The sequence below is a fragment of the Paenibacillus sp. UMB7766-LJ446 genome, assembly GCF_030226665.1.
Classification (GTDB): domain Bacteria; phylum Bacillota; class Bacilli; order Paenibacillales; family Paenibacillaceae; genus Paenibacillus; species Paenibacillus vandeheii.
Genome location: NZ_JASOYM010000012.1, coordinates 163,072 through 175,200, shown reverse-complemented (window position 1 = coordinate 175,200; position 12,129 = coordinate 163,072). Strand labels below are relative to the sequence as shown.

Below are 12,129 nucleotides of genomic sequence, written 5' to 3'. Positions count from 1 at the left end.
TCTCGGGAGCCGGAATGCCGCTGACCGACTGACGCGGTAACCAAATTAAGGCTGGGAGGATTTTTAAAAATGTTGAAATCAATGTACTCAGGCGTTTCCGGGATGCGGGGTTTTCAAACGAAATTGGATGTAATTGGTAATAATATTGCGAACGTAAATACGGTTGGTTTTAAAGGTAGTCGTGTCATGTTCAAAGATATTATGAGCCAAACCACTGCAGGGGTGACTGCACCGACTGATACTCCATCCGGTGGTGTGAATGCGAAGCAAATCGGTTTGGGTGTATCTGTAGGGTCTATTGACACTTTGCATCTTGCAGGAAGTCCGATGACTACAAACAATCCAACAGATTTGCGTATTAATGGAGATGGCTTTTTCCTGGTACGTTTGAGCGAAGATCAGGAAGTTCCCTACCTTACTCGGGCCGGTGATTTCCACGTTGATGCGGCACGCAACTTGGTGACTTCAGACGGTCTCTTTGTAATGGACAGTGGTGGTGGTAACATTACCATTCCTGATGATGTTGTTTCATTTACGATTGGTCAGGACGGAACGATCAACCAAACCATGGCTGATGGAACTATCGAGCCAGGTGCACAGATTGGGATCGGTAAAGTTGTTAATCCGGAAGGACTTGAAAAAATCGGGGGCAACCTCTATCGCATGACTGCAAATGCCAATCCAGATGGTGCACTTGAACCTTTGACTGCCAATAGCGCAGAAGATGGAACAGGCTCAATTATTGCAGGCCAATTGGAAATGTCCAACGTGGATCTGACTGGAGAATTTACAGAGATGATCGTGGCTCAGCGTGGATTCCAGGCGAACTCACGGATTATTACAACGTCGGATGAAGTGCTTCAGGAAGTTGTTAACCTGAAACGTTAATAACTGATTAGTAATTTTTAATGCGTGGGGGAGCTTGCTCCTCCACTCTGATCGAGGGGGCTTAGCATGATTTCGGTTACGCGGTTAAATGGTTCTCCCATGTGGTTAAATGCGCTGATGGTTGAAATTGTGGAAGAGACACCAGACACGTATATTACTCTGGTAACCGGAAAGCGACTTATTGTGCTTGAAAAGGCCGATGATGTCATTTCCAAAATTAAAGATTACAACCGTGAAATCGGGGTTCAGGCAGCCACTATCAAAGTGCAGCAAACGGAGGAGTCCTGATGAAAAAGATGTTGCCTTGGCTTGCAACGAGCTTGCTAGCTATAACACTCATTGTGGTGGTTGTGTTTGTATTTATGCAGGGACAGAACGGGAATAAGCTTGATACACATACGGCAGCTGCTGCAGAGAAGAAGATGACTGCGGATGAGATTGTCGAAGTTTCCTCAGAGCTTGGAGAAATTAAAACCAATTTGGCTGATATAGACCATATTGTCGTTGTAAGTTTTTCTTTCAAATTATCCGACAAAAAAGCCAAAGAAGATTTTGAGAAAATCAAGGAAATCACGGTGAAGCCTATTATCATCCAGACGTTTGCGGATACCAAGTCTGATGAACTGGCTACAGCGAAAGGTCGCATTCAATTTAATAAAAAATTGACCGAGCTTATTAATGAAGCTTTGCCGGAAGGTAAGCTGACCAGCACTAGTTTTTCTTCTTTTTTGACAGCACCAATATAATGAACAGGACACGCTGTAAATCTGTAAGGGGGTGAGAACATGGTGGATGTATTATCACAAAATGAGATTGACGCCCTATTAGCTGCCCTTTCCTCTGGTGAGATGGATGCTGAGGAATTGAAAAAGGAAGAAACTCAAAAGAAAATTAGATCATACGATTTTAAGCGGGCGGTTCGTTTTTCCAAAGATCATATTCGAAGCTTGACCCGTATTCACGAAAATTTTGCACGCTTTCTCACCACTTATTTTTCAGCCCAACTGCGGACGTTCGTTCAGATCAATGTCGTTCAGGTTGAACAGTTGCCTTATGACGAGTTTATCCGTTCTATTCCGAAGATGACGATATTGAACATATTTGAGGCGGAGCCATTACAGGGACGGATGGTAATGGAGGTTCATCCCAACGTGGGTTATGCAATGCTGGATCGCCTGCTTGGCGGAACAGGAAATGCACCGACAAAGATCGCATCGATGACGGAAATTGAGACGACGATTATGGAGCGGATTTTCAGCCGTGCGTTTGAGAGTTTGCAGGAAGCCTGGAAGACCGTGTTGGATATTTCTCCAAGAATGGAAGCGCTGGAGACCAATCCGCAATTTATGCAGATTGTATCTCCCAATGAGACCATTGCTCTGATCTCGCTGAGCACCAAAATCGGTGACACCACAGGTATGATCAATTTGTGTATCCCGCATGTCGTTCTTGAACCTATTATGTCCCGGTTGTCGACTCATCAGTGGTTTGTTTCGGAGAAAAAGACGAGAGCTCCGGAAGAATATGATGCTCTCAAAGAGCGTGTGAACAAAGCCAAATTGCCCGTCGTTGCGGAATTAGGAGAATCCAGAATTTCGATTGCTGAATTTCTGGGACTGTCTGTTGGCGATGTCATTACATTGAACAAATCCGTTGATGAGGGACTGTCCATTAAAGTTGGAGACAGGCTGAAGTATATGGGAAGCCCGGGAACGATCAAGGATCGTGTGGCTGTGCAAATAGACAAGATTGTCACCGAAGGAGTTGAAGAATTTGACGAGTAAGGATTATTTATCCCAAGAAGAAATCGATGCTTTGCTCAGACAATCGGAATCGATGAACAGTTCGGAACCGGCTGAGAAAACAGTTGATGATTTTTTGACCGAGCTAGAACAGGATGCCTTGGGAGAGATCGGTAACATTACATTTGGTAGTGCAGCGACAGCTTTGTCCACGCTTTTGGGCCTAAAAGTAGATATTACAACACCTAAGGTGTCCATCATTAGCCGGACACAGTTTGATGAAGCGTTCCCTAAGCCTCACGTTGCCGTCCATGTAAACTATGTAGATGGATTTGAAGGGATCAACTCGCTGGTCATCAAAAAACGGGATGCGCAAGTGATAGCCGATTTGATGCTTGGTGGCGAAGGGAATCCGGTCGATGAAGAACTGAATGAAATCCATATCAGTGCAGTACAGGAAGCAATGAATCAGATGATGGGTTCGTCTGCTACATCCATGTCCACAATCTTTAACCGTTTCGTGAATATTTCTCCTCCGGGAATCGATATTCTCAATATGGAAAGTGGTGAGGGAGTCAGCAATCTTCCAGAAGATGAGACGTTGATCCAAGTATCCTTCCGTCTGTTGATTGGTGATCTGATCGATTCCAATCTCATGCAGCTGCTTCCGGTGCACTTTGCGAAAGAAATGGTAGAGATGCTGATTGGAGGAGCGCAAGAGTCTACTGCCAGCGCACCAGTTGCGTCGACACCTGAGCCAGCACCAGCAGCAGCACCTGTTGCCCCTCAGCAACCTCCAGTTCAGCAACAGATGCCGCCACAGGCGCAACAACCGCCTGTTCAGGATTATAATGGATATGGCCAGGCTCCGATGGGGGCGCCTCAAGGAATGCCGCCACAGCAGCCTTACAGCATGCCTCCGCAGCAACCATATGGTGTACCGCAGCATTACGGCGGTGTACCGAACAGGAATGTAAACGTACAACCGGTTCAATTCGCCAATTTGCAAAATGGGGCGTTCGGCCAGGTAGACGAAAACAATTTGAATTTATTGATGGACATTCCCCTTAAAGTCACCGTAGAATTAGGAAGGACCCAGAAGCAAATTAAGGATATTTTAGAACTGTCACAAGGTTCAATTGTCGAGCTGGACAAACTGGCCGGTGAACCTGTCGATATTTTGGTGAATAACAAGCTGATTGCCAAAGGTGAGGTTGTCGTCATCGACGAAAACTTTGGTGTCCGTGTTATAGATATCGTAAGCCAATGGGACCGAATTCAGAAATTACAATAAGCACAATTTAGGGAGGACTTGAATCAAGATGGCAAACCGAATTTTAGTCGTGGACGACGCTGCATTTATGAGAATGATGATCCGGGACATTTTGTCCAAAAACGGATACGAGGTCGTTGGCGAAGCACAGGATGGATCACAAGCAATTGAGAAGTTTAAGGAGCTTCGTCCTGATCTGATCACCATGGATATTACCATGCCTGAGATGGATGGTATTGCAGCATTGAAAGAAATTAAAAAAATTGACGCTAACGCAAAAGTGATTATGTGCTCTGCAATGGGTCAACAAGCGATGGTTATTGATGCAATTCAAGCCGGAGCCAAAGATTTCATCGTGAAGCCGTTCCAATCTGACCGGGTTATCGAAGCAATCAGCAAAACGCTGGGCGTTTAAGAGACATGATGATGGCTCAGGATAAGATTCCAAATGATGTAGGCGCGGGAGTCAATTATTATTTTCAGCTTGTATGGGTGATTGTTGTCCTGGCCGTCATTCTGGTTCTTATAGTCTACCTGATTCGTTTTCTAAACAAACGGAATCAGCGATGGTTCCGGAACGGCACAATTCGTATTTTGGGTGGAGTCGGACTGGGACCAAACAAGTCGCTGCAAATTATAGAAATTGGCGGTAGCGTTTATCTACTCGGTGTGGGTGATGACATACAGCTGGTGGATAAGGTTTCGGATCTTGAAGAGGCACAGCGAATCATTGATTCATTTGAACGGGATGCTTCAGCACAACAGGGAAGCCTCTCGCCTCTCATTGCAAAGCTGGCAGCCCGCTTGCGCAAAGATGAACCGCCGCGGGAAATGGAACTTGAGGATACAACCTCTTTTCACGAACTGTTTGAATCTAAACTTCGGCAGATGCCTAACCGTAAAGAGAAGATGGAGAAGGTCCTGGAAGAAGACAATACTACAGATCGGTCGAGGGATTCATGAAGAAAAAGATTTGGTTAGCGTGTTTATTCATAGGGCTCTTCAGTCTGGCCTCCGTCACTGCTGCCTTTGCCGAACCGATTCCGAATATTGACATTCAAATTGGAAACGGGGATGGGAGCACACCAAGCACGAGTTCACTTTCCATTATCCTGTTGATCACGGTACTTAGTATAGCACCAGCTTTGCTAGTACTGATGACCAGTTTTACCCGGATTGTTATCGTTCTCGGGTTTGTGCGGACATCCTTGGGTACGCAGCAAATGCCACCCAATCAGGTGCTGGTCGGTTTGGCGCTTTTTCTGACACTTTTCATTATGTCACCGACGTTGTCATCCATCAATCAGGTAGCGCTTCAGCCCTATCTCAAGGGAGACATCACACAAACCGAGGCGTTGGAAAAAGCTGCGGATCCCATGAAGAAGTTTATGTTCTCCCACACCAGGGAGAAAGACCTATTGCTGTTTATGAAGTACAATCAAACCGAAAAGCCCAGCACATACCAGGATATTCCGATTACTGTGATGGTACCGGCATATGCAATCAGTGAGTTGAAGACAGCATTCCAGATGGGATTCATGATCTTTATTCCATTCTTGGTTATAGACATTGTAGTGGCGAGTACGCTCATGGCTATGGGGATGATGATGCTTCCGCCTGTCATGATCTCATTACCTTTTAAAATACTGCTATTTGTGCTTGTCGATGGCTGGTATCTGGTCGTGAAGTCACTGTTGCTGAGTTTTAACACTTGAGCCGGAATATTAAAGGAGGACGGTCATGACTTCGGAGTTTATTATCGGTCTGGCCGGGAAAGCAGTCTATACTTCACTGCTGGCCAGCGCACCCATGCTTATTCTAGCTCTGGTTGTAGGACTCATTATCAGTGTCTTTCAGGCAACAACTCAAATTCAGGAGCAAACACTGGCCTTTGTGCCTAAAATCATTGCCGTACTTCTGGCAGTACTTTTATTTGGTCCTTGGATATTGAATATACTGGTCGATTTCACGTATAACATTCTCGATAATTTATACAGATACATAGGGTAGGCTGTTGCAGATGGAGACATTGTTGCAAAGTTTTCCTGTCGCTCTGCTTATGTTTTGTCGAATAGCATCATTTTTTGTAACCGCACCTGTCTTCTCGGCTCGGAATGTGCCGAATTCTATTAAAATTGGTTTATCGGCATTTGTAACCTTAACTGTGTATATGGTATACGGCATAGACCAGGTTGTACCTACGGATCTGAGTTATATCCTGCTGGTCATCCGAGAGATATTGATTGGCTTGCTGCTAGGCTTTGTTGCATATCTGTTAATGACGGCTATACAGACAGCAGGAACTTTTATTGATCTTCAGATCGGTTTTGGTATGGCTAACGTATTTGATCCAATGACTGGTGCTTCTGCACCGCTTACAGGTAACTTCAAATATGCCTTTGCTATATTACTCTTTCTGACAATGAACGGACATCATTATCTGCTCGATGCCATTGTATACAGCTATCGCTGGATTCCGTTGTCGAACGCATTCTTTATAAGATTGGCAGATGGAAGTATTGCTGAATTTTTGGTGCGTACATTAGGTGAATCATTTATGTTGGCTTTTCAGATGTCTGCACCGATTGTTGTTGCCCTGTTTTTGACGGATGTAGGATTGGGATTCTTGGCAAAGACGGCTCCTCAATTTAATGTATTTGCCGTCGGAATGCCGCTTAAGGTACTCGTTGGGCTTGCTATTTTGCTTTTGCTGGTTCCCAGTTTTGCCTTTGTGTTTAGTCAATTGTTCGAAGTAATGTTCAGATCCATGGAAAAATTGCTTGGGACCATTGGACAAAGGCCGGGCTGAGTGAAACGGAGGACAAGATTCAAATGAAATATCAACTCGACCTCCAGATGTTCGCAGGGGAAAAAACAGAGAAGGCTACCCCGAAAAAGAGGCAGGATACGCGAAAAAAAGGACAGGTTGTCAAAAGTATGGAGCTGTCCGGCGCATCCATTCTCCTATTCACCTTTTTGATCATGATGATGTTCAGTAACTTTTACAAAGAACGTATGGTTCGACTGTTTACAGACATCTTCATTAATCGGCTGAGTATGGAGGTCACTGGGGAGAACGTCGTATCCTTATTGATGCGTTATGGCATCGAGGTGATGTTATTGCTTGCTCCTGTTTTGCTCGGTGCAGTACTGGTTGCGTTAATCGTCAATTACATGCAGGTAGGTTTCCTGCTTGTAGGAGAGGGCCTCAAGCCGAAACTGGAAAAGTTGGATCCGATTAAAGGGTTCAAAAACATTTTTTCTCTTCGTTCTTTGGTGGAGTTTGCTAAATCCATAATGAAAATGTCGATAATCGGCTTCCTGGTTTACAGTACCATCACAGGTTATCAGTCAGATATTGCTTCGCTTTCACATTTTTCATTAGATGCGATTCTGCATTTTGCGGCTTCAATCACCTTAAACTTGGGGATCAAGATTGCAGTAGCCCTGTTAGTACTTGCCGTACTCGACTATATGTACCAGAAGTATGATTACGAGAAAAACATTAGGATGTCCAAACAAGACATCAAAGACGAATACAAAAAAATGGAAGGTGACCCACTGATCAAGGGGAAAATCAGGGAGCGTCAGCGTCGTATGGCTGTTCAGCGCATGATGCAGGAAGTTCCCAAAGCGGATGTGATTATCACTAACCCAACTCACTTTGCCGTAGCGCTTAAGTATGAAGGGTCTGAGATGGAAGCACCGCAGATTATAGCCAAAGGTCAGGATTATGTCGCCTTGCGCATTAAGGAAATTGCCAAAGAGCACGGTGTCATTACAATGGAAAACAAGCCGCTGGCACGGGCATTGTTCCAGAGAGCCGAGATTGGTGACGCTATACCGGCTGATTTGTTTCAAGCGGTAGCCGAAGTGCTGGCTTATGTATATAAATTAAAGGGCAGAACGAAATAACAGGGGATCGGAGGCCGTACATCCATTGAAAACAAAAGATATAGCTGTCCTTGCGGGTATCATCGGCATCGTGTTGATGATGATTCTCCCGATCCCAACCTGGTTGTTGGACTTGCTGCTTGTCATCAATATCTCACTTGCACTGATGATACTGCTTGTTGCGATGAACAGCAAAGAAGCACTGCAATTCTCCATCTTTCCTGCGTTGTTGCTAATCACGACGTTGTTTCGATTAGCACTCAACATATCGACAACGAAACTGATTCTGGGACAAGGGAACGCGGGATCTGTTGTAGCCACCTTTGGTAGCTGGATAGCCGGTGGACAGATTGCAATCGGATTTGTTGTGTTCCTAATTCTCGTCGTTGTTCAATTTATCGTTATAACCAAGGGTTCCGAGCGTGTAGCTGAAGTAGCAGCACGGTTCACCCTCGATGCGATGCCTGGTAAGCAGATGAGTATTGACGCAGATTTGAATGCTGGACTGATTAATGAGCAGCAGGCGCGTGAACGACGTTCCAAAATTGAACGTGAAGCGGACTTTTACGGAGCCATGGATGGTGCGAGTAAGTTTGTAAAAGGGGACGCGATTGCGAGCATCATTATTCTCCTAATCAATCTGATTGGCGGCTTTATCATCGGAATGACAGTACATGGTCTTGCTTTTGCTGATGCGCTGTCCACCTATTCCGTATTAACTATCGGGGATGGATTGGTAAGTCAGATTCCTGCACTTCTAATTTCTACAGCAGCAGGTCTAATTGTGACAAGAGCATCATCGGAAGGTAACCTGGCCGATGACATTACGGGGCAATTGTTTACATACCCGACGCTCCTTTATATTGTAGCCTTTGTAATAGCAATGCTCGGATTTTTCACTCCGATCCATATTATCACAACGCTGCCTCTCGCAGGTTTGCTAGCTTATTCGGGTTGGAGAATGCAGAACAACCTGAATCAGAAGCAAGTCGCGGAGGAGCAAATGGAAGAGGAGCAACAGATTGAAGAAGTGAGAAGTCCAGAGAGTGTAATTAACTTGCTTCAGGTTGACCCTATCGAGTTTGAATTTGGGTATGGTTTGATTCCTCTGGCTGATAATCAGCAGGGCGGAGACCTGTTGGATCGGATCATTATGATACGTAGACAGTGTGCTCTTGAACTCGGGTTAGTTGTTCCGGTAATCCGCATTCGGGATAACATCCAATTGAGACCGAATGAATATGTCATCAAAATTAAGGGTAATGTGGTTGGCGGCGGGGAACTGTTGTTAAATCATTATCTGGCGATGAGCCCGGGTTACGAAGAAGAGTCTGTAACAGGTATAGAAACAACAGAGCCAGCTTTTGGACTTCCAGCGTTATGGATTGATGAAGTAACCAAAGACAGAGCTGAACTGGCAGGATATACGGTTGTAGATCCTCCTTCGGTTGTAGCAACACATCTGACTGAATTGATTAAGAAGCATGCGCATGAGTTACTTGGCAGACAAGAAACGAAAGCACTTGTGGATAATCTCAGAGAGAATTATGCTGCGCTGGTGGATGAACTCATTCCATCTGTCCTCTCTATCGGAGATATACAGAAAGTACTCGCCAAGCTGCTGCGTGAGAAAGTTTCCATTCGGGATATGGTTACAATCTTCGAGACACTGGCTGACTACGGAACGTATACCAAAGATCCGGATGTACTGACGGAATACGTGAGACAATCTCTCTCTCGTCAGATTACTCAGCAATTCTCTCAAAAAGGAGAGACGCTTAGAGTAATCACTGTTGGACCTGGTCTGGAGAAGAAAATTGCTGAGAGTGTACAGCAATCCGATCAAGGCAGTTACCTTGCATTGGATCCGGCCTCAACGCAGAGTGTATATCAAAAGTTGACTGAACAAGTCAATCGATTAATCCAGTCTGGTCAGCAGCCTGTTGTATTAACTTCTCCAACCATTCGTATGTATCTGCGCCAGGTGATCGAACGCACCATGCAGGATATACCAGTGCTTTCCTATAGTGAGTTGGAGCCGAATGTTGAAATCCAAAGTGTCGGGGTGGTGAACTTATGAGAGTAAAACAATACGTCGTGGAGACCATGCCCGAAGCTATGCTTCAAATTCGCAAAGACCTGGGAAGTGATGCCGTCATTCTGTCCACCAAAGAAATCAAGGTGGGCGGTATGCTGGGGATGTTCCGCAAAAAAAGGATCGAAGTTGTAGCAGCAGTGGATAAGGAAGAAAAAAAACAAGCAACAAAGCAAGTGCAAAACCAATTTACACCCGTGCCTCGCGCATTTGTACCTGAAGCATATCGACAAACGGCTCATTCGTTTGTCGCCGCTTCAGATGAATCGGCTGTAAATACAGCCGACAAACATGTGCAAGAGAGAGTGACGGATGCCCCTGCTGTGTCTGAATCGAGTAAAATCGGTTCAGACATGAGCAGTGGCAGATCTTCTTTGAGTTTCGAGCATAAACCGCGACCGCAAGGGGCGGATTTTTCGGGTTTAACATCTGCTAGTGGGCAGCAGAAGCAGGAGATCAATCCGCAGCAAGACCAGCTGATGTCTGAATTGCAGGAGCTCAAACTGATGATGACCAAGTTGTCTAAGCAAGGGGCTTCGGCAGACCCGGTACCAGAGCAGCTTCATGCTCTTCGAGAAAGGTTGATGGAGCAAGACATTTGGCCAGAAGTATGGGAATCATGGTTTGACGTTGTTCAGTCGTTGCTTGCTGAAAAAGGATTAACTGAAGTAGAAGCCGTTCAAGCCGTTCAATTGGAAATTTCACAGTTTTTGGAGAAACGTATCGATGCAGGCATTTTACCGACTACACGTATTGTATATGTAGCTGGGCCAACAGGGGTTGGTAAAACAACAACGATTGCCAAGCTGGCTGCTGAACAGATGTTCAACAAACAGCGAAAGGTAGGGTTTATCACTTCAGATACGTATCGGATCTCAGCGGTAGAGCAACTAAGAACGTACGCATCCATTTTAAATGTCCCGCTTGAGGTCGTACAATCCCCAGGTGATACACAGCGTGCGATCTCCCGTCTTGAAGAATGCGATCTGATCTTTATGGATACAGCGGGAAGAAACTACAGAAATGAGCTGCTTGTTTCAGAACTGCAAAGCTTACTCGCGCCTGTGGAAAATAGTGAAACCTTTTTGGTTATGAGCATGACCTCCAAAAGTGCCGATATGGTTCAAATTACAGAGCATTTCAGCAAATATGGGCTGGATAAGGTCATCTTTACGAAGATGGATGAGACCGGCAGCTGCGGCCCGATGTTTAATCTGCTGCACCGTTTTCCACTCAAACTTGCTTATGTGGCTAACGGCCAAAATGTGCCTGATGATTTGCTCAAGCCTGATGCGGATTCTCTGACCAAACAATTGTTAGGAGAGCTTGTACGATGAAGGACCAGGCAGCCTCACTCAGAAGTATGGTCTCCATGCCTAGGGGAGTGGAAGAAAGGGGACGTAATTCACGTTCCTCCAAGATCATAACCGTTGCCAGTGGAAAGGGAGGGGTTGGTAAATCCAATTTTACACTTAACTTTGCACTGAGTTTACAGGCATTGGGGCAAAAGGTATTAGTATTTGATGCAGACATAGGGATGGCTAATATCGATGTCTTAATGGGAACCTCTTCTCCCTATAATCTGTACCACTTGTTATACCGACAGAAATCCATACAGGAAATCATACAGCTTGGTGCAAGCGGGTTGCCTTATATCGCCGGAGGTTCGGGGATGCAGGAATTGTTCTCATTGTCAGATCGAGATCTGGAGTTTTTTGCTGGGCAAGTTGAAGAGATTGCTCAGGAGATGGACTATGTCATTTTTGATACAGGAGCAGGACTTTCCAAAGAAAATATGAAATTTATCGGTGCAGCCGATGAATGCCTAATCGTCACCACACCTGAACCAACTTCAATAACTGATGCTTATGCTTTAGTCAAAGTTATGCATGGCCAGGAAAATGCTACACCCTTTCGGATGATCGTTAACCGGGTTGAAGACCAGCAAGAGGCGGAACGGGTGGCGGATAAAATAGCTGGAGTGGCAAAGAGGTTTTTACAGATCGATATCCCGCTGCTTGGATACATTTCCGAAGATGCCCAAGTAGTAAAGGCAGTTAAAAGGCAAGTACCATACAGTTTGGCATATCCGAATGCCAAAGCTTCCAGGGATATCGAGAAACTCGCACAACACTATTTGGCTGCACCTGCTGCTCAGGGATCGGGAACCGAAACCTTAACAGGAATCAGAGGTTTTATGAAAAAGTGGCTAAAGCGGACAACATGATCTCTGAATA

14 protein-coding genes are annotated in these 12,129 nt (G+C 45.3%); all 14 read left to right on the top strand.

Annotation, left to right across the window (positions count from 1 at the left end; translation table 11 throughout):
* Positions 1-69 precede the first annotated feature (69 nt).
* Complete coding sequence (gene flgG / locus QP794_RS25465) at positions 70-888, top strand: flagellar basal body rod protein FlgG (RefSeq protein WP_285079532.1); 819 nt, start codon at positions 70-72, stop codon at positions 886-888.
* Positions 889-954: 66 nt separating this feature from the next.
* On the top strand, positions 955-1,176 hold the full coding sequence (locus QP794_RS25460) for a flagellar FlbD family protein (RefSeq protein WP_076208897.1): 222 nt from the start codon (positions 955-957) through the stop codon (positions 1,174-1,176).
* Entirely contained in the window at positions 1,176-1,634 is a 459-nt protein-coding gene (locus QP794_RS25455; protein ID WP_079346966.1) for a flagellar basal body-associated FliL family protein, read from the top strand. Before QP794_RS25460 ends, QP794_RS25455 begins: the two co-directional genes overlap by 1 nt.
* A 39-nt stretch (positions 1,635-1,673) precedes the next feature.
* A complete protein-coding gene (gene fliM / locus QP794_RS25450; RefSeq protein ID WP_094936442.1) occupies positions 1,674-2,672 on the top strand; it encodes a flagellar motor switch protein FliM in 999 nt (332 codons plus the stop codon).
* On the top strand, positions 2,662-3,924 hold the full coding sequence (gene fliY, locus QP794_RS25445; RefSeq protein ID WP_285079529.1) for a flagellar motor switch phosphatase FliY: 1,263 nt from the start codon (positions 2,662-2,664) through the stop codon (positions 3,922-3,924). The genes fliM and fliY overlap by 11 nt, the downstream gene beginning before the upstream one ends.
* 28 nt (positions 3,925-3,952) lie before the next feature.
* Positions 3,953-4,318, top strand: a complete 366-nt coding sequence (locus tag QP794_RS25440; RefSeq protein ID WP_017689175.1) for a response regulator — start codon at positions 3,953-3,955, stop codon at positions 4,316-4,318.
* Positions 4,319-4,329: 11 nt separating this feature from the next.
* On the top strand, positions 4,330-4,866 hold the full coding sequence (locus QP794_RS25435) for a flagellar biosynthetic protein FliO (protein WP_053783803.1): 537 nt from the start codon (positions 4,330-4,332) through the stop codon (positions 4,864-4,866).
* The gene (gene fliP, locus QP794_RS25430) at positions 4,863-5,618 is read left to right on the top strand and encodes a flagellar type III secretion system pore protein FliP (RefSeq protein ID WP_024630225.1); all 756 of its coding nucleotides are present in this window, start codon (positions 4,863-4,865) and stop codon (positions 5,616-5,618) included. The genes QP794_RS25435 and fliP overlap by 4 nt, the downstream gene beginning before the upstream one ends.
* Positions 5,619-5,643: 25 nt before the next feature.
* The gene (fliQ, locus tag QP794_RS25425) at positions 5,644-5,913 is read left to right on the top strand and encodes a flagellar biosynthesis protein FliQ (protein ID WP_024630226.1); all 270 of its coding nucleotides are present in this window, start codon (positions 5,644-5,646) and stop codon (positions 5,911-5,913) included.
* Between the two features lie 10 nt (positions 5,914-5,923).
* Complete coding sequence (gene fliR, locus QP794_RS25420) at positions 5,924-6,712, top strand: flagellar biosynthetic protein FliR (RefSeq protein ID WP_024630227.1); 789 nt, start codon at positions 5,924-5,926, stop codon at positions 6,710-6,712.
* Between the two features lie 23 nt (positions 6,713-6,735).
* Entirely contained in the window at positions 6,736-7,818 is a 1,083-nt protein-coding gene (flhB, locus tag QP794_RS25415; protein WP_285079526.1) for a flagellar biosynthesis protein FlhB, read from the top strand.
* Positions 7,819-7,843: 25 nt separating this feature from the next.
* Positions 7,844-9,877 carry a flagellar biosynthesis protein FlhA gene (flhA, locus tag QP794_RS25410; RefSeq protein WP_024630229.1) on the top strand — a complete coding sequence of 678 codons (2,034 nt, stop codon included), beginning with the start codon at positions 7,844-7,846 and terminating at the stop codon, positions 9,875-9,877.
* A complete protein-coding gene (gene flhF / locus QP794_RS25405; RefSeq protein ID WP_285079525.1) occupies positions 9,874-11,229 on the top strand; it encodes a flagellar biosynthesis GTPase FlhF in 1,356 nt (451 codons plus the stop codon). Before flhA ends, flhF begins: the two co-directional genes overlap by 4 nt.
* On the top strand, positions 11,226-12,119 hold the full coding sequence (locus QP794_RS25400) for a MinD/ParA family protein (protein ID WP_285079524.1): 894 nt from the start codon (positions 11,226-11,228) through the stop codon (positions 12,117-12,119). Before flhF ends, QP794_RS25400 begins: the two co-directional genes overlap by 4 nt.
* The last annotated feature ends 10 nt before the right edge of the window (positions 12,120-12,129 follow it).